The 21,158-nt window shown below is 62.0% G+C and carries 18 protein-coding genes and 1 pseudogene; 13 read left to right on the top strand and 6 right to left on the bottom strand.

Annotation, left to right across the window (positions count from 1 at the left end; all coding sequences use genetic code 11):
• The 3 genes from A4A58_RS23660 to aroQ are packed head-to-tail and all read left to right on the top strand — an operon-like array spanning position 1 to position 2,305.
• On the top strand, positions 1-576 hold the full coding sequence (locus A4A58_RS23660; RefSeq protein WP_068736731.1) for a TRAP transporter small permease: 576 nt from the start codon (positions 1-3) through the stop codon (positions 574-576).
• On the top strand, positions 573-1,853 hold the full coding sequence (locus A4A58_RS23665; RefSeq protein WP_068736733.1) for a TRAP transporter large permease subunit: 1,281 nt from the start codon (positions 573-575) through the stop codon (positions 1,851-1,853). Before A4A58_RS23660 ends, A4A58_RS23665 begins: the two co-directional genes overlap by 4 nt.
• Before the next feature lie 14 nt (positions 1,854-1,867).
• Positions 1,868-2,305: a type II 3-dehydroquinate dehydratase gene (aroQ, locus tag A4A58_RS23670; RefSeq protein ID WP_068736735.1), complete on the top strand. Its 438-nt coding sequence runs from the start codon at positions 1,868-1,870 to the stop codon at positions 2,303-2,305.
• Between the two features lie 22 nt (positions 2,306-2,327).
• Here the strand turns inward: aroQ and aspA are convergent, their stop codons facing one another.
• Entirely contained in the window at positions 2,328-3,743 is a 1,416-nt protein-coding gene (aspA, locus tag A4A58_RS23675) for an aspartate ammonia-lyase (RefSeq protein ID WP_068736737.1), read from the bottom strand.
• 107 nt (positions 3,744-3,850) lie between these two features.
• Between aspA and A4A58_RS23680 the strand changes: the two genes are divergently transcribed.
• Positions 3,851-4,054 (top strand): hypothetical protein, encoded by a 204-nt coding sequence (locus A4A58_RS23680; protein ID WP_068736739.1) that lies wholly within the window; start codon positions 3,851-3,853, stop codon positions 4,052-4,054.
• Between the two features lie 4 nt (positions 4,055-4,058).
• Here A4A58_RS23680 and A4A58_RS23685 read toward each other — a convergent pair whose 3' ends face one another.
• Positions 4,059-4,469, bottom strand: a complete 411-nt coding sequence (locus tag A4A58_RS23685; protein WP_068736741.1) for an NADH:ubiquinone oxidoreductase subunit NDUFA12 — start codon at positions 4,467-4,469, stop codon at positions 4,059-4,061.
• 286 nt (positions 4,470-4,755) lie between these two features.
• On the opposite strand from A4A58_RS23685, the gene A4A58_RS23690 reads away from it, so the two are divergent.
• Together A4A58_RS23690 and A4A58_RS23695 are read left to right on the top strand one after the other, a co-directional pair.
• A complete protein-coding gene (locus A4A58_RS23690) occupies positions 4,756-5,271 on the top strand; it encodes a BA14K family protein (RefSeq protein ID WP_068736743.1) in 516 nt (171 codons plus the stop codon).
• A 200-nt stretch (positions 5,272-5,471) separates the two neighbouring features.
• The gene (locus A4A58_RS23695; RefSeq protein WP_068736744.1) at positions 5,472-6,668 is read left to right on the top strand and encodes a GAF domain-containing sensor histidine kinase; all 1,197 of its coding nucleotides are present in this window, start codon (positions 5,472-5,474) and stop codon (positions 6,666-6,668) included.
• A gap of 3 nt (positions 6,669-6,671) precedes the next feature.
• Here A4A58_RS23695 and A4A58_RS23700 read toward each other — a convergent pair whose 3' ends face one another.
• Positions 6,672-8,132: a glycosyltransferase family 2 protein gene (locus A4A58_RS23700; RefSeq protein ID WP_068736746.1), complete on the bottom strand. Its 1,461-nt coding sequence runs from the start codon at positions 8,130-8,132 to the stop codon at positions 6,672-6,674.
• Between the two features lie 177 nt (positions 8,133-8,309).
• On the opposite strand from A4A58_RS23700, the gene A4A58_RS23705 reads away from it, so the two are divergent.
• Positions 8,310-8,921 (top strand): cytochrome b, encoded by a 612-nt coding sequence (locus A4A58_RS23705; RefSeq protein ID WP_081422032.1) that lies wholly within the window; start codon positions 8,310-8,312, stop codon positions 8,919-8,921.
• Here A4A58_RS23705 and A4A58_RS23710 read toward each other — a convergent pair.
• Positions 8,884-9,783, bottom strand: a complete 900-nt coding sequence (locus tag A4A58_RS23710; RefSeq protein WP_068736749.1) for a DMT family transporter — start codon at positions 9,781-9,783, stop codon at positions 8,884-8,886. The two genes, A4A58_RS23705 and A4A58_RS23710, sit on opposite strands and share 38 nt — an antisense overlap.
• A gap of 755 nt (positions 9,784-10,538) precedes the next feature.
• Here A4A58_RS23710 and A4A58_RS23715 point away from each other — a divergent pair.
• The 6 genes from A4A58_RS23715 (at position 10,539) to A4A58_RS23730 (ending at position 17,441) form a co-directional block, all read left to right on the top strand.
• The gene (locus A4A58_RS23715; protein ID WP_068736751.1) at positions 10,539-14,279 is read left to right on the top strand and encodes a vitamin B12-dependent ribonucleotide reductase; all 3,741 of its coding nucleotides are present in this window, start codon (positions 10,539-10,541) and stop codon (positions 14,277-14,279) included.
• Entirely contained in the window at positions 14,270-14,878 is a 609-nt protein-coding gene (locus tag A4A58_RS30470; protein ID WP_139069926.1) for a hypothetical protein, read from the top strand. Before A4A58_RS23715 ends, A4A58_RS30470 begins: the two co-directional genes overlap by 10 nt.
• 149 nt (positions 14,879-15,027) lie before the next feature.
• Positions 15,028-15,546 carry a hypothetical protein gene (locus A4A58_RS23720; protein WP_139069927.1) on the top strand — a complete coding sequence of 173 codons (519 nt, stop codon included), beginning with the start codon at positions 15,028-15,030 and terminating at the stop codon, positions 15,544-15,546.
• Between the two features lie 247 nt (positions 15,547-15,793).
• The gene (locus A4A58_RS23725; protein WP_081422023.1) at positions 15,794-16,240 is read left to right on the top strand and encodes a hypothetical protein; all 447 of its coding nucleotides are present in this window, start codon (positions 15,794-15,796) and stop codon (positions 16,238-16,240) included.
• Positions 16,241-16,450: 210 nt separating this feature from the next.
• Positions 16,451-16,627: a hypothetical protein gene (locus A4A58_RS30940; protein WP_158005736.1), complete on the top strand. Its 177-nt coding sequence runs from the start codon at positions 16,451-16,453 to the stop codon at positions 16,625-16,627.
• Between the two features lie 16 nt (positions 16,628-16,643).
• Positions 16,644-17,441 (top strand): transglycosylase SLT domain-containing protein, encoded by a 798-nt coding sequence (locus A4A58_RS23730; protein WP_068736757.1) that lies wholly within the window; start codon positions 16,644-16,646, stop codon positions 17,439-17,441.
• Between the two features lie 64 nt (positions 17,442-17,505).
• Here the strand turns inward: A4A58_RS23730 and A4A58_RS23735 are convergent.
• Both A4A58_RS23735 and A4A58_RS23740 read right to left on the bottom strand, forming a co-directional pair.
• Positions 17,506-17,873, bottom strand: a pseudogene (locus A4A58_RS23735) (hypothetical protein).
• A complete protein-coding gene (locus A4A58_RS23740) occupies positions 17,873-21,094 on the bottom strand; it encodes an efflux RND transporter permease subunit (RefSeq protein ID WP_068736759.1) in 3,222 nt (1,073 codons plus the stop codon). Before A4A58_RS23740 ends, A4A58_RS23735 begins: the two are co-directional and overlap by 1 nt.
• Between the last annotated feature and the right edge of the window lie 64 nt (positions 21,095-21,158).

Consider the following 21,158-nt stretch of genomic DNA (forward strand, 5'->3'; position numbering starts at 1 on the left):
ATGCTTCCTACTTCTTTCCCTGCGACGCGCAGGATCGTGGATGCCTATTTCTGGACGATCAAGCTCACCATGGCCGTCCTTCTGGCGACCATGGTGGTCCTCGTCTTTGGCAATGTCGTGCTGCGTTATGTCTTCAACTCCGGCATCGCCATCTCCGAGGAACTGTCGCGCTGGCTGTTTGTCTGGATGGTGTTCCTCGGCGCCATCGTCGGCCTCCGCGAACACGCCCATCTCGGCGTCGACAGTTTCGTGAAGCTGCTGTCGCCGATGGGCCGCAAGATCTGCTACGCACTCAGTCACGCGCTGATGCTCTACGCTTCTGTATTGCTCACCGAAGGCTCGTGGAAACAGACGGTGCTGAACTGGGACACGACAGCGCCCGCCTCCGGTCTCTCCGTCGGCCTGTTCTACGCCGCAGGTCTCGTCTTCGGCGTCGCCTCAATCCCGATCCTGCTGCATGACCTCTATCGCCTGCTCACCGGCCAACTCGCCACATCGGAGCTGATCGCCATCAGCGAGTCCGAGGAACAGGTCCCGGCAACGTCGTCTCACGCCAACGGGAACGACCGCCGATGACCATCAGCATCTTCACGTTCTCGCTGCTCGGCGCGATGGCCATCGGCATGCCGATCGCATTCGCCCTGATCATCTGCGGCGTCGCGCTGATGACCTATCTGGATATATTCGACTCCCAGATCATCGCGCAGAACGTCATCAATGGCGTCGATTCCTTCCCGCTGATGGCGGTACCGTTTTTCATCCTGGCCGGCGAGATCATGAACACCGGTGGCCTCGCCCGCCGCATCCTGAACTTCGCCATCGCTCTTGTCGGCCATCTGCGCGGCGGCCTCGGCTATGTCGCGATCCTGACCTCCTGCATCCTGGCATCGCTGTCCGGGTCTGCCGTTGCCGACGCCGCCGCGCTCGGCGCATTGCTGGTCCCGATGATGGTTGCGGCCGGGCATAACCGCGCCTCCGCAGCCGGCCTCGTCGCCGCCGGCGGCATCATCGCGCCGGTAATCCCGCCTTCGATCGGATTCGTGATCTTCGGCGTTGCCGCCGGCGTTTCCATCTCAAAACTGTTTCTCGCCGGCGTGGTGCCGGGCCTGATGCTCGGTGGCAGCCTGTGCTTTGCCTGGTGGTGGGTTGCACGCAACGAGAACTCGGTGAGTCCGCCGCGCCAGAGCCTGGCGCAGATCTTTCGCGCGCTGATCGACGGCTTCTGGGCCTTGATGCTGCCGATGATCATCATCGTCGGCCTCCGCTTCGGCATCTTCACGCCGACTGAGGCGGCCGTCGTTGTTGCGGTCTACTCCTTCATCGTGGCAACGTTCGTCTATCGCGAGCTGACGCTGGCGCAGCTGATGAACATCCTGATCAGCTCGGCACAGATCACCGCCGTGGTGATGTTTCTGGTCGCCGCGGCGCTGGTGTCGTCGTGGCTGATCACAGTGGCCGAAATCTCCGGCCAGATCGTCGAGCTGGCCCGCCCCTTTATGGGCAACCAGACGCTGCTCATGATCGTGTTGATGATCATCGTCGTTATCGTCGGCACCGCACTCGACATGACGCCGACCATCCTGATCCTTACACCGGTGTTGATGCCGATCGTCCGCGAGGCCGGCATAGACCCGGTCTATTTCGGGGTGCTGTTCATCATCAACAACGCGATCGGACTGATCACGCCGCCTGTCGGCGTGGTGCTCAATGTGGTGTGCGGCGTGGCGAAGGTGAGCATGGACGAGATCATGCGCGGCGTCTGGCCGTTCATGATCGCACAATTGGTGGTGCTGGCGCTGCTGACGCTGTTTCCGTCGCTCGTGATGGTGCCGGCGAAGTGGCTCGGCGGCTAGAAGGAAGTTCGATAATGAAACGCGTGATGATCCTGAACGGTCCCAATCTCAACCTGCTCGGCGTGCGGGAGCCGCATATCTACGGAACCACCACGCTCGACCAGATCAAGGCCAGCTGCGAGGAACAGGCCAAAGAATTGAGGCTGGCTCTGTCGTTCCACCAGTCGAACCACGAAGGCGTATTGGTCGACCTCATCCAGTCGGCCCGTCAGGATGCCGACGCCATCATCATCAATCCCGCGGGCTATTCGTTCACCTCGATCGCCATGCTGGACGCCATGAAGGCGTTCGAGGGACCGATCGTGGAGCTGCACATTTCGAACATCCACGCGCGCGACAAGTATCATCGCCATTCTGTGCTCTCGCAGGCTGCCACCGCTGTGATCTGCGGTCTCGGACCGTACGGCTATGTCGCAGCGATGCTGGCAGTCGCGCAGATGCCCACGCATTGATCTCGCCGGGCCGATGCGGCCTTCATTCGCGGATCAACATGCTCTGGGGCTTGGTGAGTACGTCGGGGTGGAGAATGGCGGCAAGGGTCGCTGCAGGTAGCAGACCTTTTTCCAGCACGAGATCGTAGACGCTGCGGCCGGTTTCATGGGCCTCGACCGCAACGGCGGTGGCATTGGCGTAGCCGATATAGGGATTGAGCGCGGTGACGAGACCGATCGAATTCTCGACATAGGCGCGGAGGCGTTCACGGTTCGCCGTGATGCCGGACACACAGCGTTTCTCGAGGGTCAGACAAGCCTCCCGCAGATGGCTGACGCTCTTGAACAGGCTGTGCGCAATAATCGGCTCGAACGCGTTGAGCTGAAGCTGGCCGGCCTCGGCGGCGAAGGTCACCGTAAGATCGTTACCGATCACCTCGAAGGCGACCTGGTTCACGACCTCGGGAATGACGGGGTTCACCTTGCCCGGCATGATCGAGGAGCCTGCCTGTACCGCCGGGAGATTGATCTCGTTGAGACCGGCGCGCGGGCCGCTCGACAGCAGCCGGAGGTCGTTGCAGATCTTGGAAATCTTGACGGCCACCCGCTTGAGCACGCCGGACAACTGCACGAACGCACCGCAATCCTGCGTGGCCTCGATCAGGTTTACAGCGGTGACCAGCGGCATTCCCGTGATGGCGACGAGATGCTTGCAGACCAGCCGCGCATAGTCCGGATGCGACGCGATTCCGGTGCCGATGGCTGTCGCACCCATGTTGATCTCGCAAATCAGCAGTGCTGCCTCGCGCAACCGGTCCTCGTCTTCGCCGATCATGACGCCGTAAGTGCTGAACTCCTGACCGAGCGTCATGGGCACCGCATCCTGCAACTGGGTGCGGCCCATTTTCAGGACATCCTTGAACTCGTCGGCCTTGCGCTCGAAGCCCTTGCGCAGCACGGCCATCGCGTCGATCAGGTGAAACACGCCGTGATAGGTCGCGATCTTCAACGCCGTGGGATACACGTCGTTGGTGCTCTGGCTCATATTGACCTGTTCGTTCGGGTGCAGATGCCCGTAGTCGCCTTTGCCATGACCGAGAATTTCGAGGGCGCGATTGGCGATCACCTCATTTGCATTCATGTTGGTGGAGGTCCCGGCGCCGCCCTGGATGACGTCCACCACGAACTGGTCATGCAGGCGACCGGCGCGAATTTCCTCGCAGGCAGCGTTGATCGCATCGCCGCGTATCTTGTCGAGCAGCCCCAGCTCCATATTCGACAGTGCCGCCGCCTGCTTGATCGCGGCGAGCGCACTGATGAGTTCGGGATAGATGGAAATCGGAATCCCGGTGATCGGAAAATTTTCGACGGCCCTCAGCGTATGAACGCCGTAATAGGCGTCGGCCGGAACATCGCGGTTGCCCAACAGGTCGTGCTCACTGCGCGTGTCGTTGGTCATGTCGGATCTTCCTGAGTTGTCGCTGTGAGCAGACGATTGATCTCGTCAGCTGTCCCCGTCCCCGATCATGCCCAGTGAGCTTTCGAAACCTAACATCTCGAACTCACATGTTACGGCTATATCGTATCCGCCCCAGCCCAGTCGATCGAGTACAATCCGGCGCCGCCCTGCACAAGGCGGGCTCATCCGAGACAGCGCCGCCGGAGCTGGTGGCCTATCTGACCGCAAAAGCCGATGGCTGGAAACGACGCGCGGCCAAGGTCGAGCGCGCCGCAGAGCGGCCCGCACAACCGGTCGTCCAGAACGGATGAGTCGTTACGAGCCCGGCGTCCAGGCCTGGTAGTCGCCGGTCGCCTTGGGACGCCGGCCGCTGGCCAGTGTCGAACCCGACGGACGATAGGCTGCGGGCGTGCCGGTCAGGTTCGGCTGATGCGGCTTCTGCCATTCGCGCGGCGTGTAGGTCTCTTCAGTCGGCGGCACGTCCACCGTGTGGTGCATCCAGCCATGCCAGTCCGGCGGGATCTTGGTGGCTTCGGCATAGCCGTTATAAATCACCCAGCGGCGCTCGAAGCCCAGCGTCGGGTCGATCTTGCCGCCCTTGGTGCGGTAATATGTGTTGCCCTGCTCGTCGGTGCCAACCAGTTCGCCGAATCGCGACGTCCACAGGTTCGTCCCGAAGGTCGTCCCGCTCCACCACGTGAAGAATTTCAGCAGAAACTGTTTCATATTTTGAACCGTTCGAAGGTTTTCGTCGGCTGTTGATGCCATCCGGGCCGCCAAATGTCCAGTTACCGCCGCGACCGATCGCCGCCTGCAACTGATTGTGACATGCCTCGTATCGGCCTCCCCCGAACCCTACCTCCAAAGTACCTGCAGTCGCAGAAACGGCGCAATCCATTCATGCCGCATACAGTTCCGGACCATCATTCTGTCGTTGCGCAATAACCGCGTGGCGGCAGGGAACGGCAGTCCCTTCAGGGGGTTGAACATGCATCCCAGACAGGAGCAAACGATGACGAATTTGAAAATCTTGAGCGTCGCAGCAGCCGTCGCTGTGGCCATCCCCGCCTTCACAGTGACCCCCAGCTACGCACAGAACACCAAGGTGGTGGGCGTCGGCCCCGGCGGTGCGCGGACGATCGGCACGTTCTCTGGCGGCGGTCAGCGCTTTGGTGGCGGAGGTGGCGGCTGGCATGGCGGCCAGCGCCCCGGCGGCGGTGGCTGGAATCACGGCGGCGGCTGGCGCGGTGGTGGCTGGCGTGGCGGCGGTTACGGCCCGGGCTTCGCAGCCGGCGCCATTATTGGCAGCGGTCTGGCCGCCAGCAGCTATTACGGGAATTCCTACGGCTATTACGGCGGCAGCCCGTATTACGGCAGCAGCTATTATGACGACGCGCCGGATGTGGTCGAAGTCGCTCCTGACACCGGCGGCGGCGACGTTGACTACTGCATCCGCACCTACAAGTCGTACAATGTCCGCACGGGCACCTATCTCGGTTATGACGGCCTGCGTCACGCCTGCCCGTAACACGACGATCTAAGCGTTACGCAAAAGACGGTGCCTCGCGGCATCGTCTTTTGTCGTTTCTGGTTTGCGCCTGCTGTCTCAAGGTCTAAGAACGTGGGTGCAGCGTACGGGGGACATTCAGGGAACTCGCGCGTAGTGTTGGTAGACATGTGGACCTATCTACCGGTTCGATGGGTCGACGTCGGGTGTGAGCAGGTTCAGTGGACGCGTCAGACAAGCCGAAGATCGCCAGGCTCCATCCCAATGAAGCCGAACGCCTCAAGGCGCTGCGCTCCTACGGCATTCTCGACACCGCCATTGAGCCATCCTTCGACGACATCACCAAGATCGCCAGCTATGTCTGCCAGACGCCGATCTCGATCATTAGCCTCGTCGATGACGGCCGGCAGTGGTTCAAGTCGGAGATCGGTCTTGGCGTGCGGCAGACGCCGATGGATCAATCGATTTGCGCGCACGCGATCCTCGAACACAGTTTTCTCGAAGTCGAGGACGTCACCAAGGATCCAAGATTCGACTGCAATCCGCTGGTGACCGGCGAGCCCCATTTGCGCTTCTATGCCGGCGCACTGCTGCGCACACCGGACGGCCTGCCGCTCGGCACCGTCTGCGTGCTCGATGACAAGCCGCGCGTGCTGTCGACCGAACAGCGCGAGGTGCTGGCCGCCCTCGCCCGCCAGGTCATGGCGCAGATGGAATTCCGCCGCGCGCTGCATCTGTCGGATCGGCTTCAGCGCAATATCAGCCGGCTGATGGCGGTGGCAGGCCACGACCTGAAGCAGCCATTGCAGGTCATGATCATGGCGATCGACCGCATCCGCAACAAGCTGACCGACGAGAAGGACCGCGAGCGGCTCGGCTATGCCATCGATGCTGGCATGCGGATGGCGGAAGAGCTTGACCGTCTCGCCGAGACATCCGTGCTGGATGCCGGCTTCGGGATTCCGAACCTGCGATCGTTCCCGATCTCCGACGTCTTCGAGTCGATCATCGCCAACTGGCGTCTGCATGCCGAAGCCAAGGGCCTCGACCTCGTCATTGTGCCGAGTAAGGCGCAAGTCGTCAGCGATCCCGGCATGTTGCGCGCGATCCTCGGCAATCTCGTCGGCAATGCCATCAAATATACCGAGCGCGGTCGCGTGCTCGTCGGCTGTCGCAAGCACGCCAACGCGGTGACCATCGAGGTGCTGGACTCCGGCACGGGCATTCCCGCCGAACAGCTCACTGCGATCTTCGACGCCTTCCACCAGATCAATCCAGCCAGCGAAGGCCTCGGCCTCGGCCTGTCGATCGTTCGGCGCACGGCCGAAGCGCTCGGCCATGTGATCGAGGTGAAGTCTGACCTCACCCACGGTTCGCATTTCACTGTGAAAGTGCCGTTGGCGGCGAAACCGGCCTAGCGACTACTCGCCCGCGTTGGGCGCCTGACGTGGGGGCAATGTAACAGGCGCAAACCCCCATTCGTTATTGCCACGCAGGAACGCGATCCAGCCCCACGCCGCACCGGCGTGACGCAGCAGCTGAAAACTGAACGGTTCGAGGATCGCGGCGAACACCGCTGCGGCGAAACTCGTGCGCGTGCGGCCGCCTGTCAGGCGCTGATAGAGATGCACGGTCCAGAGATAGACCAGGAAATCCGCGACGATCTTCGCGGTGATCAGGCCGAACACTGGCACGGCGATGGCGATCTTGCCGGTGACGAGCAAAGCCAGCAGCAATGCGAAGGCCGTGAGGCCGTAGATCGGCTGCAGCGTATCCAGCGCCTTGATCGGCAGCATGCGCAGGCCGAGCCGGCCATAGCGGCGATTGCCGGTCATATCGCGATTCCAGTACTGCGTCTGCAGGAAGCCCGCGAACCAGCGCCGGCGCTGCCGCAGGAACGTCATGATGTGAGACGGCGCTTCAGTGTGCGCCAGCGACGTGCCAACCATTCGCAACTGCCAATCCAATCCGTGATCGACGGCATGGCGATGCATGCGGTGGGTCAGCTCATAATCCTCGACAAGACACTCCGCATCGAAGCCACCGACGGCCACCAGCGCCTCCCTGCGGAAGCCGGCAAAGGCGCCGGAGATCAGCAGCAGGCTGTTGCCGCGCATCCAGGCGAAGCGTGAGATAATGTTGCGGATATATTCGTAGGTCTGGAACCACTGCATGACGCGGCCGCTGGCGCTGTCGTCACAGACCGGCACGAGGATGCCGCCGGCCGCGACCAGTGCGGGATCCGCAGCAAAGGCCGCGCGCATTTCGGCGATGGCATCGTCAGCCAGAAACGTATCGGCATCCAGCGTGATGACGATGTCGGTATCGGCCTTGAGGATCGCCGTGTTCAGCGCTCGCGCCTTGCCCTGATGCGGCAGGCGCAGCCATTGCAATCTCGAGCTGCCGAACTGACCGATGCTGCTCTGGCCGACGGCAGGAATGGCGAGACCGTAACGGTCGCGGAGGAGCGTATCAGTTGCATCGCGCGAGCCGTCATCCGCGATCAGTATCAGATCCGGCGCATCGGACTGGCGTGCGATGGCCGCCAGCGCCTCCGGCAGATTCAGCGCCTCGTTATGCGCGGCTATCAGAATCCCCACCGATGGACGCGATTCCGCGGCAACCGCTGCAGATGGACCACGCGCGGACACTGCCAACGGCAGCGTCTGCCACACCACATAGAGCATCAGCACCGTGTCATAGGCGATATAGACCATGCCCGCCGACCACGCCCAGATGCTGGTGAGGAAGAACGCGCGGCCGAACAGCAGCGCCCATAGCGCGAGCACGGCGAGATAGATCATCAGGCTGATGAACGGCATCCGGCGCGGTGTGATACGCGGCGATGCGGCGGCGAAGGCCGCTTGAAGGGATATTGTCATGCCGTCAATTCAATCGCGCGTTCGAGCAAACGGGTCTTGCGAGAGCTACGCGTGAATCGTGATCGAGTTGCGGAGCCGCGATCAAATAGCGCGTGATTGCGGTCACGACGAACACACAAAGTCGTCATGCCTCAAAAGACAAATCCTGTTTAAACTTATTCCATGCACGCACAGAAAATGCCGATTCAACGTTACAGCCGCATCGCCATGATCCTGCATTGGCTGATTGCCGTTCTGATTGCACTCAACGTCGCGCTGATCTGGAGCGTGAACCTCATTCCCGAGGATAACATCCGGTTCGTCATCGATGCGCACAAGTCGTTCGGCATCACCGTGCTCGGCCTCGTGCTGATGCGCCTGCTGTGGCGCGCGGCGAACAGGCCACCCGATCTGCCCGAGACCTATCCGCCCGCCGAGAGGACTGCCGCACATGGCGCGCATCTCGCGCTCTATGTGCTGATGATCGGATTGCCGCTGTCCGGCTGGATGCACGATTCCGCCTGGAAGGCCGCCGGCGAGATTCCAATGTACCTGTTCGGCCTGTTCCAGTGGCCACGCATTGGCTGGATCATGTCGATCGAGCCGGCCTTCAAGGAACGCCTGCACGACATCTTCGGCGGCATTCACGTGTGGCTGTCCTATGCGCTCTATGCACTCGTGACCCTGCATATCGCCGCCGCGCTGAAGCATCAGTTCTGGGACGGCCATCCCGAACTGCAGCGGATGTGGCCCGGTGGCGACGCGCCCGCGCCTAGCCCCTTGTCGCCAGCGCAACGCCCGCCAGCGTAAATACCAGGGCCGCGATCTGCATGGCGCCGAGCGGTTCCCGCAGGGCGATGGCCGAGCTGACCACGCCGATCACGGGCACCGCCATGGTCCCGATTGCGGCCACCGAGGCCGGCAACTGCTTGAGCGCCGCGAACCAGCAAACATAAGCGATGCAGAACCCCACCAGCACGACATAGGCGAGCAGCCCCCAGCCCAGCGGCGTCAGTGCTGCAAAATGCGGGCTTTCGAAGATCAGACCCAGCAACAGCACCGGCACACAACCGATCCCGATCTGCCAGGCGGATGACGTCACCAGTGGCAGCGTGAGCCCGAACTTCTTGGCCAGCACCGTGCCGAGCGCAAAGCCGAACCCGCCCAGCAGCGCCAGAGCGATTCCCGGGAGCTTCTCCGCGCTCGCGGCCAGACCACCGCCCCCCATCAACGCGGCGATGCCGGCAAAGGCCATCAGCATGGCCACGATCCGCTGCATCGACAGGCGCTCGCCGAGGATCAGCCAGGCCAGTCCGGCAGCCCAGACCGGCATGGTGAACGCAATCACCGCGGCCTCGCCGGCCGGCAGCCACAGCAGTGACAAGCCGACGAAAGCCATCCAGCCGAACACGTTCAGGCCCGCCAGCACGACCAGATGCAACCATTGATGATGCGGCACGCGAAGACTCTCGCCGCGCCAGACGGCGATCCCGGCCAGCAGCAATGCCCCGACGATGCCGGTGCTGCCGCGCGCCGACAGCGGTGGCCATTCCGACAGCAGCGCTTTCGACACCGGCCAGTTCAGACCCCAGGCGATCGACGCGATGGCGAGCAACACGAGACCGAAGGGAGCGATTCGCGCGCGCGAAACGGGGGGACTGGGCATTGTCATGGAGGGAACCGGCTGAGGAATCGGCGGGACCATGCGCGCAGTTGGAGGGTCTGACCACTGCCGGTGGCGGGAACCTGCCCGGCGATCATCTGCTCGGCCTGAGTCCACCAAACGCAATCCCTGGATGACAAAATAAAGTTGGGCTGTGAACAGCGGGCGCAGCTCGGATTCCGGACAGTTTTAGAAATATTTTTGACTTCCGAATCCATGAGGACTCACTGATACTTGACTTCAATCGAGGCGCGCTCTGCCCCCTTGGTTATCCACCCTTTCCACCATATTTAGTATTTGATTCAGGAACCCCGACTACTCCTTGACGGGCGAGATCGGTTTGGCCTAGTTTTCGAACTGTTCGGCGCGGGTCGTTTTTTGTCCCGCCGGACGCTCCCAAACGGGTTCCAGATTGACCGCTCCGTCCTCCAGTCGAGGCTACGGGATCGGGGATTTGCGTCCTGGAATCCGGGCCGGAAAGTCGGCGTTTGGAGCACTAAAAAACGGGCCGGAAACCGGCTCAAACAGCGTGGTGAGGCGTTAGGATCGGGTCGACCTGCAGTTGCAAGGAAAGCCAGATCCGGGAAGCATGACCCCGGCAGTCCCGGGTGGCCGAGATGACGGCCAGCACATGCTCCACAGAGACAAACAGGACCGGTTCACCCGGCCAAGCTGCGGCGAATTTGGGGCAACCCGGACGTCGCTAACAGAAATCGCCGATGCCGCCAGATGGGGTGTCGGGCTTAAGACGGGGCACGACCACGATGCAGATTCAACGCCGCTACACCACCGAAGGACAGTCGCCCTATGCCGGGATCGACTTCCGCCACACCACGTCCGAGATCCGTAATCCGGATGGCTCCGTGGTGTTCAAGCTTGAAGGCGTTGAAGTGCCCGACTCATGGTCGCAGGTCGCCTCCGACGTGCTGGCCCAGAAGTATTTCCGTAAAGCGGGCGTCGCCGCGAAATTGAAGAAGGTCGAGGAAGAGACCGTGCCGTCGTGGCTGTGGCGCTCGGTGCCCGACACCGAGGCCCTCGCCGCTTTGCCCGAGAAAGAGCGCTTCGTCAGCGAGCTCTCGTCCAAGCAGGTGTTCGACCGCCTCGCCGGCTGCTGGACCTATTGGGGCTGGAAGGGTGGCTACTTCACCAGTGAAGCCGACGCCCACGCGTTCCATGACGAGCTGCGCTTCATGCTCGCCAAGCAGATGGTCGCGCCGAATTCGCCGCAGTGGTTCAACACCGGCCTTCATTGGGCCTACGGCGTCGATGGTCCCGGCCAGGGCCACTACTATGTGGACTGGAAGACCGGCAAGCTAACCAAGTCGAAGTCGGCTTACGAACATCCGCAGCCGCATGCCTGCTTCATCCAGGGCGTCGAGGACGATCTGGTCAATGAAGGCGGCATCATGGACCTGTGGGTGCGTGAAGCCCGTCTGTTCAAATATGGCTCGGGCACTGGCTCGAATTTCTCGAAATTGCGTGGCGAAGGCGAGAAGCTGTCGGGCGGCGGACGCTCAAGCGGCCTGATGTCGTTCCTCAAGATCGGCGACCGCGCCGCAGGCGCCATCAAGTCGGGCGGCACCACGCGCCGCGCGGCCAAGATGGTCGTGGTCGATGCCGACCATCCGGATATCGAGACCTATATCGACTGGAAGGTGAAGGAAGAGCAGAAGGTCGCGGCCCTTGTCACCGGGTCGAAGATGAACCAGAAGCACCTCAAGGCCATCCTGAAGGCTTGCGTCAATTGCGAAGGCTCGGGCGACGACTGCTTCGATCCCGAGAAGAACCCGGCGCTGCGCCGCGAGATCAAGCTCGCGCGCCGCTCGCTGGTCAATGACAACGTCATCAAGCGCGTCATCCAGTATGCCAAGCAGGGCTACAAGGACATCGACTTCCCGATCTACGATACCGATTGGGATAGCGAGGCCTACCTCACCGTTGCCGGCCAGAACTCCAACAACTCCGTCTCGCTGAAGGACGATTTCCTGCGCGCCGTCGAGACCGATGGCAACTGGGACCTGATCGCCCGCAAGGACGGCAAGGTCATGAAGACCATTCGGGCACGCGACCTCTGGGAGAAAATTGGCTACGCCGCCTGGGCGTCAGCCGATCCCGGCCTGCACTTCAACACCACCATGAACGACTGGCACACCTGCAAATCCTCCGGCGATATCCGCGCGTCGAATCCGTGCTCGGAATACATGTTCCTGGATGACACCGCGTGTAACCTCGCCTCGGCCAACCTGCTGACCTTCTACGAGACCACCACCAGCACGTTCGACATCCACGCCTACGAGCATCTCTGCCGTCTGTGGACCATGGTGCTCGAAATCTCGGTGATGATGGCGCAGTTCCCGTCGAAGCCGATCGCCGAACTCTCCTACGAGTTCCGCACGCTCGGTCTGGGCTATGCCAATATCGGCGGTCTCTTGATGACCATGGGTCTGTCCTATGACTCCAAGGAAGGCCGCGCGCTGTGCGGCGCCCTCACCGCTGTCATGACCGGCGTCAGCTACGCCACCTCGGCCGAGATGGCCAAGGAGCTCGGCCCGTTCCCCGGCTACAAGAAGAACAGCGCGCATATGCTTCGCGTCATCCGCAACCACCGCCGTGCGGCGCATGGCGAAACCCGCGGCTATGAAGGCCTCGCCGTGGCACCCGTGGCGCTGGACCATGCCTCCTGCCCGCAGGCCGACATCGTCACCCGCGCCAAGGTGGCGTGGGATCTCGCCCTCGAACTCGGCGAACTCCACGGCTACCGCAACGCCCAGACCACCGTCGTGGCGCCGACCGGCACCATCGGTCTCGTCATGGATTGCGACACCACCGGCATCGAGCCTGACTTCGCGCTGGTGAAATTCAAGAAGCTCGCCGGTGGCGGCTACTGGAAGATCATCAACCGCGCCGTCCCCGCCGCCTTGCGCAAGCTCGGCTACAGCGAGGCCAGCATTGCCGAGATCGAAGCCTATGCCGTCGGCCACGGCTCGCTGAGCAATTCGCCCGGCATCAACGTTTCGACCCTGAAAGCCAAGGGCTTCACCGACGAATCGCTGAAGCAGGTCGAGGCCGCATTGCCGACCGCCTTCGACATCAAGTTCGCCTTCAACAAGTGGACTTTTGGCGAGGACTTCCTGCGCGACACCCTGAAGATCGAAGCTGAAGCCATTGCGGCGCCGGGCTTCGACCTCTTGGCTGCCATCGGCTTCACCAAGCGCGAGATCGAAGCCGCCAACGTGCACATCTGCGGCGCGATGACGGTGGAAGGTGCTCCGCATCTGAAGGCCGAGCACTACAACGTGTTCGACTGCGCCAATCCCTGCGGCAAGGTCGGCAAGCGTTATCTCTCGGTGGAAAGCCACATCCACATGATGGCGGCGTCGCAGCCCTTCATCTCGGGTGCGATCTCCAAGACCATCAACATGCCGAACGACGCCACGGTGGAGGACTGCAAGTCCGCTTACCTGCTGTCGTGGAAGCTGGCACTGAAGGCCAACGCGCTGTATCGCGATGGCTCCAAGCTCTCGCAGCCCCTGAACTCGCAGCTCATCAGCGATGATGACGAGGATGACGATGCGCTGGAGAACCTGATGGAGAAGCCGATGGCGGCCCGCACCGCCGCGATCTCCGAGAAGGTGGTCGAGCGTCTGGTCGAGCGCATCGTGGTGATGCGCGACCGCGAGAAGATGCCCGATCGCCGCAAGGGCTACACCCAGAAGGCCGTCGTCGGCGGTCACAAGGTCTATCTGCGCACCGGCGAATATGACGACGGCCGCCTCGGCGAGATCTTCATCGACATGCACAAGGAAGGCGCGGCGCTCCGCTCCTTCATCAACAACTTCGCCATCGCCGTCTCGCTGGGTCTCCAGTATGGCGTGCCGCTGGAAGAATATGTCGACGCCTTCACCTTCACCCGCTTCGAGCCCGCGGGTCCGGTGCAGGGCAACGACAGCATCAAGTTCGCGACCTCGATCCTCGACTACGTGTTCCGCGAACTCGCGGTCTCCTACATGTCGCGCTTCGATCTCGGCCATGTCGATGTCTCGGAAGCGGGTTTCGACGCGCTCGGCAAGGGCGAGGACGAAGGCAAGGCTCCGGCCGGCGCCAACAAGTATGTCTCGAAGGGCCTGACCCGCTCGCGCAGCGACAACCTCGTCGTCATGCGCGCGCCGGCTCCTGCCGACGCCGACGCCCGCGCTACCGGCAACGTAACGTCCATGGCGGCGGCTGGCGCCACCGCCCGCCACGGCAGCGGAGATGCCGCAGTGGCCCTCAAGACCGCCGAGCCCGAGCATCAGCTCTCGCCGACCGAAAAGCTCGAGGCGCAAGCCTGGAGCAAAGCGGGAAGCGCCGCAGCCGCCGCGCCCAGCAAGGCCGAACGCCGCGCCGAAGCCAAGGCCAAGGGCTACGAAGGCGACATGTGCGGCGAGTGCTCGAACTTCACGCTGGTGCGGAATGGGACGTGCATGAAGTGCGATACGTGCGGAAGCACGACGGGGTGCAGCTGATATTAGAACACAACGTAAAAAGGCCGCTCTTTGAGCGGCCTTTTTTGGAGTTTGAAACACAACCTCTCGCAACATTGACCGCCTCGATCACCCACAAATCGAATACCAAGCGCCCCACCTACAGAAACAAACACAAGCGGCAAAGCGCTATTCTAGCGAACCGCACAGGAGCGGCAATGTCTGGAGAGGCGAAAACAAAGCTAGATATTGGCGACCTATTCTTTGTCAGAGCTTCAGTTTTGGCGCAGACACCCGAATCATTACGAGCTTGGTCAACGATCGCCGCCAGCGGTCTTCTTCTTTCACTCACTCTGCTAACTCCACTCACACTGTTTATTCTGTTTCGACTGGCGTGGGACGCAGTTTGGCTGCCAGCCCCCGAATATCAGGAGTTTGCTCGCAACTTTGTACTAACCGGAATTGGGTTATTTGGAGCCCCGTTCTTAGTATGGCGCACGTGGGTCGCTCACCAACAAGCAAGAGCAGCGTCCGAGCAAGCAAGAGTTGCGCTGGAAAACCATATTACTGGCATTTTTTCCAAGTCTATCGAACTACTGGGCAACGTGCGCGATATCAAAACTATTACAAAAGAAGAGTGAGCAAGCGTAGGGTGAACCAGCCAAACGCAATCCGCCGTCTCGTTCTCTGCCGTTGGCGCAGTACGCTTCGCTATTGCGCCAACTAGTAAGACCAACAGTCGGCATTGCTATAGCTTGCAGCCTCATTACGCGCAAAGGTCATTTTTCAAATGAAAGACTTGGTACTTCTAATTTCCGGCTTCGCTCTGGGTATCTGTGGCTCAATGATAGCAACTATCCTAATTGGTCCAATTGCAGACAGGATCACGGGTTTTCGATCGAGAAAATGGCTCAGCCAACGATTACCCAGTTTCTTGCAAGATAGTGCTCTCTCTGTTGACTGGAAGCAGACTTGGTATGTCGATGAGAACGGCAAAGAAAGACCCTATTCCAGCAACATCAAAATTTACAAATTTCTCAATTTGGTCGCATGCGAATTCACCTATGAAGCAAAGAACGGCCAAAATGTTGACGCTCAAATTGTCGGCTTAATCGACAACGGACGTTTCATAACCGGGCGCTGGTTCAATGCGAACGACCCAAGCGGCTATCATGGCGCGCTGCAGCTTCGACGATCCGGCGACTCACAACGTTTCGAGGGTGCTTGGATCGGCTTGTCCGACACAAGTGGCGTTAAGAGCGGCAGTTGGCTTTGGGAACGCAATCCGCATTCTCCAAGCCTGCAATAAACAACAAGCAAGCTTAGGGCGGGTTAACGCAGCGTAATCCGCCATCGTCGTATCGGCGGAATACGCTTCCGCCTTCGCTCTGCGAGCTACGGCGGACAGGTCGCACTTGCGCCCCACGCGTTGACGTCGGACGTTGCGCCCCTTGGGAGGCGACCGCGCGTCGACCTCCGTCATTGACGAGTCCTGCGATGCTCTATCTAGTTGCCGCAGTGCCGCCACGCGGCAGCCCGATGACCGGAATATCAATATGCGCTTTCAAATGGCTCGCTGCCTCACGCGTCTCACCATCGCAACCCTGCTGTCCGCCGCACTGTCGCTGCCCGCTCACGCTGAAACCGGCAAAGTCCGCTTCAAGTTCTTCAAGGCCGGATGGTTCATCGGAGCGCAGGCAGGGAGCGGAATCCTCAGCTTCCGTGGTGAGATGTATCCGTTTCGCATCGGCGGCGTGAGCGCGGGCCTGACATTTGGGGGCTCCTCGACCGATCTGGTCGGCGCGGCGCAAAATATGCATCAGGCTTCGGACATCGAAGGCATTTATACGGCGCTCGGCGCAGGTTTGGCGGTCGGTGCAGGCAGGCGCGCCATCCAGATGCGCAACGCCAAGGGCGTCGTCCTGACGCTGGAAGGCGAGCAACTGGGCCTCCAGTTCGATTTCGACCTGAGCGGAATGAGCGTCTCCATCCAGAACCAGTAATCGGATGCACCAGCGTCGAGATGTTTGCCGCCGGTGAAACCACCGTAACCCGCGCATCACGAAACCCGGCCGCTCGCCGTCCGGCGCTGTGAAGCCGGGCGACTGCGTATCGCGAAAGCAAGCGTAGCCCGGATTACGCGGAGTTTATCATCGGGCGCGCTACGCGCGACCCGTTGGCTTCATCCGGGCTACAGACTATTATAAGTTCTCATGAAACTAAGCCAGAAATCCGACGCTGTCTGGACCTCACAGCAGGACGAAGAATTGCGGCGGCAATTGTCGGTCGGTCGCAGCGTCAACGAGATCGCGATCCGGTTGAAGCGGTCACCGCTATCAGTCCGCACCCGCGTCAAGAAGCTCGGCATCAGCCAGCCGCAGGCGGATTAGCGCGCTGCCATCAGCCATGACGAAGGGCCCATTCATCTTCAGCGCCAAACGCCGTCGCCGCTGGCGGCGCAGCCTGCGCTCGGCGCAACGGAAGCTCGCGAAACTGCCGCGCGCCATTCAAATCACTGGCGCCGTCGCAATCGTGCTTGTCACCCTCGTGCTGTCCAACCTCATCTATCACGTGATCCACAAGCCGACCGAGTTGTTCTTCTTTGTCGGCCACAGGCTGGACAAGGAGCCGGCCGAGACGTGGCGGCATTACGGGCCGCTGTTTCGCGCCTTTTCGACGCGGTCGATCACGCCCGAATTGCTCGCTGCGCTGGCGCAGGTCGAGAGTTCCGGCAATCCCTTGGATCGCACCTATTGGCGCTGGCGGTTCAGCTTCAATCCGTTCGCGATCTATCGGCCCGCATCCAGCGCCGTCGGTCTCTTTCAAATGACCGATCCGGCCTATGCCGAAGTTTCGCGCTTCTGCATCCGGGCCAACGCGGTTCAGGATACGGGCTGCGGCTTCGGCCCCTATATTCGTGCCATCCCGAGCCATGCCACCGAGCTCGCATCGATCTATCTGGACCGCAATGTCGCCGCGGTCCTCGCGCGCGCCGGCGGCGTGGCGCCGACCCCGCAACAGGTGCAGGATCTCGCCGCCTTCATCCATCTGTGCGGTGGAGGACCCGCCACCGCTTATGCACGCCGTCGCTTCCAGATGACGGCCAATGAGCGATGCGGCGACCATTCCGTTGCGGGTTATGTCTCCAGGGTCAACGCGCTGAAGCGCAAGTTCCTGCTGATGGCATCCGATAGCGATAAATAGCGCGTAGTTTGGGTCGAGCAAGCGCAGCCGGGATGAAGCTCTTGCGTCATCCGGGATTGATCCCTCAGTTCTTGAATCTGGTCTGGCCGGACTTGCCCGCGGGTGTTTTCAGCGTGACGCTCACCGACGCGCCCTTGGCGATGTCGCTTTTCGCTTCCGCCTTCAATACAGTCCCGGAGGTGACGAGCGGCAGCGTCTCGCGGTCGCTTCCGGATGTCAGCAGCACGGCGCCGGAATAGCCGCTGGCCGGGAGCGGCTTGTTGGCCTCGTCGAGGATGTTGAAGGTCAGCACCTTCCCCGCAGCGATCATCTCGACATGCACGCCCGCGACATCCTCCATGGGTCCGCCATTCGGCCCTTCTGATGGGCATGCTGCGCCATCGCCGGAGCCGCCAGCAACAGCGCGGATAGGACGAGCAGGATTGTCTTCATCAATGGTTTCCCTGGGTAGCGTGAACAGGCGTCGCCTCCACATCGGCAGGCGACGGGTCCCGGCGGAACAGGATGTAGAGCGCCGGAAGAACGAGCAGCGTGAGGATGGTCGACGAGACGATGCCGCCGATGACGACCGTCGCGAGCGGGCGCTGCACCTCGGCTCCCGCCCCCGTCGCGATCGCCATCGGAACGAAGCCGAGCGAGGCCACCAGCGCCGTCATCAGCACAGGCCGGAGGCGGGTCAGCGCGCCTTCGCGTACAGCCTCCACCACCTTTTTTCCGTCGAGGCGAAGCCGCGCGATGAAGGTGATGATGACGAGACCGTTGAGCACCGCAACGCCCGAGAGCGCGACGAATCCGATGCCCGCGCTGATCGACAGCGGAATGTCACGCAACAGCAGCGCGAAGATGCCGCCCGTGAGCGCCAGCGGCACGCCGCTGAAGACGAGCAGTGCGTCGGCCACGGATCCGAGGCTGATGAACAGCAGCAGGAAGATCAGCAGCAGCGCGATCGGAACCACGATGGTCAGACGCTGCGTCGCCGAGACGAGCTGCTCGAACTGGCCGCCCCAGCCGATCCAGTAGCCTGCCGGCAATTTGACCTTCTGCGCGATCTGCTGCTGCGCCTCGCCGACGAAGGAGCCGAGATCGCGTCCGCGCACATTGGCGGAGACGACGATACGGCGCTTGCCGTCCTCGCGGCTGATCTGGTTCGGGCCCGGCGAGACCGAGATCTCCGCCAGTTCCGACAGCGGCGCGTAACGCATCTGGGCCAGCGGCGAGGTGCCGAACACCGCCGGCATCGCCTTGTTCTGGCTCGGGTGGCCCTCCAGCGGCGGCAGCGGGATCGGCAGTGCCTTGATCGCCTCGATATCCGTCCGGAGTTCGTCCGGCAGGCGCACGACGAGGTCGAAGCGGCGGTCGCCCTCGAACACCAGACCGGCGGTCTTGCCGCCCACCGCGATCTCGACCAGGTTCTGCACGTCCGACACGCTGATGCCGAAGCGCGCCAGCGCCTTGCGGTCCAGCTTGACCGTCAGCACCGGAAGCCCTGCGACCTGCTCGGTCTTGACGTCCGCGGCGCCCTGGATGTTCTGCAATGCCGACTGCACCTGCCCCGCGATCCCTGCGAGCACGCCAAGGTCGTCGCCGAAGATCTTGACGCCAACGTCGCTGCGCACACCCGAGATCAGCTCATTGAAGCGAAGCTGGATCGGCTGCGAGAGTTCGTAAAGGCTGCCTGCGACTTCCTCGGATGCGGCCTCGATCTCCTTCATCACATCGAGTTTCGGCTTCTTCGGATCGGGCCACTGGTCACGCGGCTTGAGCATGACATAGCCGTCCGAGATCGACGGCGGCATCGAATCTGTTGCCACCTCCGCGGTACCGGTGCGGGCGAAGGATTCCTTTACCTCCGGAATCTTCAATAGCCGCCTCTCCAGCGCCATCTGCATCTCGAGCGATTGCGTGAGGCTGGTTCCGGGGATCCGCATCGCCTGGATCGCGACATCGCCCTCGTCGAGGCTCGGGATGAACTCGCCGCCCATCCGCGTCGCGGCGTATCCGCTCACGACAACGAGCGCCACGGCCGCGGCCGCCACGACGACGCGCAGGCGGATCGCGATATCGAGCAACGGCACGTAGGTCCGGCGCGCGGCGCGCATGAACCAGTTCTCCTTCTCGGAGACCTTGCCGGTCACGAACAGCGCGACAGCGGCCGGAACGAAGGTCATCGACAGGATGCTGGCGCCCAGCAACGCCATCAGCACGGTCAGCGCCATCGGCGTGAACATCTTGCCTTCGACACCAGTCAGCGTGAGCACCGGCAGATAAACCACAGCGATGATCAGCGTGCCGAACAGGCTGGGCTTGATGACCTCGCGCGACGCTTCGATGATCGTCTCGAAGCGTTCCTCGCGGCTGAGCAGGCGGCCTCGCTTTGCCTGTTCATGGGCGAGCAGACGCAGGCAGTTCTCCACGATGATGACGGCGCCATCGATGATGATGCCGAAATCGATGGCGCCGAGACTCATCAGGTTGGCGCTGACCTTGTTCTCGAACATGCCCGTGATGGTGAACAGCATGGACAGCGGAATGACGAGCGCGGTGGCGAAGGCCGCCTTGAAGTTCCCGAGGATGAGGAACAGGATCACGATGACGAGCAGCGCGCCCTCGACCAGGTTCTTCTCGACGGTCGCGATGGTCGCGTCGATCAGATGGGTCCGGTCGTAGATCGCGCGCAGAGAGATGCCCTCCGGCAGCGACTTCTGGATCTGCTCCAGCTTCTTTCCGACACGCTGCGCGACGGTCCGGCCGTTCTCGCCGATCAGCAGCATCGCCGTGCCAAGCACGACTTCCTTGCCGTCGACGGTCGCCGCACCGGTTCGCAGGTCGGTGCCTTCCTTGACCTCCGCGATGTCGAGGATGCGGACCGGGACGCCGTTCCGGGAGCCGATGACGATCTGCCTGATTTCCTCGACATCGGCGACCTGTCCTGGCGTGCGCACCAGATACTGTTCGCCGTTCTTCTCGATGTAGCCGGCGCCGACATTCGCGTTGTTGTTGGCGAGCGATGTCATGACATCGCGGAAGCTGAGACGATAGGCCATCAGTCTGGCCGGATCCGGAAGCACGTGAAACTGCTTCTCGAAGCCGCCGATGGTGTTGACCTCGTTGACCCCCTGCACGTTGCGAAGCTGGGGCTTGATGATCCAGTCCTGCACGGTCCGCAGGTCGCTCGGCGTATAGGGCTTGCCTTCGGCGTTCGTTGCCCCCTCCTTCGCCTCGACCGTGTACATGTAGATCTCGCCGAGGCCGGTGGAGACCGGTCCCATCGCCGTCTCGATGCCGGTCGGCAGCGAGTCCTTCACCCGCTGGACGCGTTCGTTGACGAGCTGACGCGCGAAATAAATGTCCGTGCCGTCCTTGAACACGACCGTGACCTGGCTGAGTCCGTAGCGCGACAACGAGCGCGTGTTCACGAGGTGCGGCAGGCCGGCCATCCCCGTCTCGATCGGGAACGTGATGCGCTGCTCGACCTCCAGTGGCGAGAAGCCCGGCGCGTTGGTATTGATCTGAACCTGGACATTCGTGATGTCAGGGACGGCGTCGATCGGCAGGCGCGTGAAGTTCCAGACGCCGAAGGCGCCCATCATCAGCACGGCGATCATGACCAGCCAGCGCTGGTGCACGGAGAATGCGAGAAGCCTGTCGATCATGACCTAATTCCCGGCATGACGATCCCTGACGGGGACCGCTGGAGACGTGAGCGGACGCGGTCCC

It is taken from the genome of Tardiphaga robiniae, assembly GCF_001618955.1.
In the GTDB taxonomy this organism is placed as follows: domain Bacteria; phylum Pseudomonadota; class Alphaproteobacteria; order Rhizobiales; family Xanthobacteraceae; genus Tardiphaga; species Tardiphaga robiniae_A.

Bases quoted from the DNA above. Each gene is read 5' to 3' on its own strand.
- A4A58_RS23740 (WP_068736759.1), bottom strand. From the start codon at position 21,094: ATGATCGACAGGCTTCTCGCATTCTCCGTGCACCAGCGCTGGCTGGTC.
- A4A58_RS23690 (WP_068736743.1), top strand. From the start codon at position 4,756: ATGACGAATTTGAAAATCTTGAGCGTCGCAGCAGCCGTCGCTGTGGCC.
- aspA (WP_068736737.1), bottom strand. From the start codon at position 3,743: ATGACCAACGACACGCGCAGTGAGCACGACCTGTTGGGCAACCGCGAT.
- A4A58_RS23685 (WP_068736741.1), bottom strand. From the start codon at position 4,469: ATGAAACAGTTTCTGCTGAAATTCTTCACGTGGTGGAGCGGGACGACC.
- A4A58_RS23730 (WP_068736757.1), top strand. From the start codon at position 16,644: ATGACGAAGGGCCCATTCATCTTCAGCGCCAAACGCCGTCGCCGCTGG.
- A4A58_RS23705 (WP_081422032.1), top strand. From the start codon at position 8,310: ATGCCGATTCAACGTTACAGCCGCATCGCCATGATCCTGCATTGGCTG.
- A4A58_RS23715 (WP_068736751.1), top strand. From the start codon at position 10,539: ATGCAGATTCAACGCCGCTACACCACCGAAGGACAGTCGCCCTATGCC.
- A4A58_RS30940 (WP_158005736.1), top strand. From the start codon at position 16,451: ATGAAACTAAGCCAGAAATCCGACGCTGTCTGGACCTCACAGCAGGAC.
- A4A58_RS23680 (WP_068736739.1), top strand. From the start codon at position 3,851: ATGTTACGGCTATATCGTATCCGCCCCAGCCCAGTCGATCGAGTACAA.
- A4A58_RS23720 (WP_139069927.1), top strand. From the start codon at position 15,028: ATGAAAGACTTGGTACTTCTAATTTCCGGCTTCGCTCTGGGTATCTGT.
- A4A58_RS23725 (WP_081422023.1), top strand. From the start codon at position 15,794: ATGCGCTTTCAAATGGCTCGCTGCCTCACGCGTCTCACCATCGCAACC.
- A4A58_RS23660 (WP_068736731.1), top strand. From the start codon at position 1: ATGCTTCCTACTTCTTTCCCTGCGACGCGCAGGATCGTGGATGCCTAT.
- aroQ (WP_068736735.1), top strand. From the start codon at position 1,868: ATGAAACGCGTGATGATCCTGAACGGTCCCAATCTCAACCTGCTCGGC.
- A4A58_RS23665 (WP_068736733.1), top strand. From the start codon at position 573: ATGACCATCAGCATCTTCACGTTCTCGCTGCTCGGCGCGATGGCCATC.
- A4A58_RS23710 (WP_068736749.1), bottom strand. From the start codon at position 9,783: ATGACAATGCCCAGTCCCCCCGTTTCGCGCGCGCGAATCGCTCCCTTC.
- A4A58_RS23700 (WP_068736746.1), bottom strand. From the start codon at position 8,132: ATGACAATATCCCTTCAAGCGGCCTTCGCCGCCGCATCGCCGCGTATC.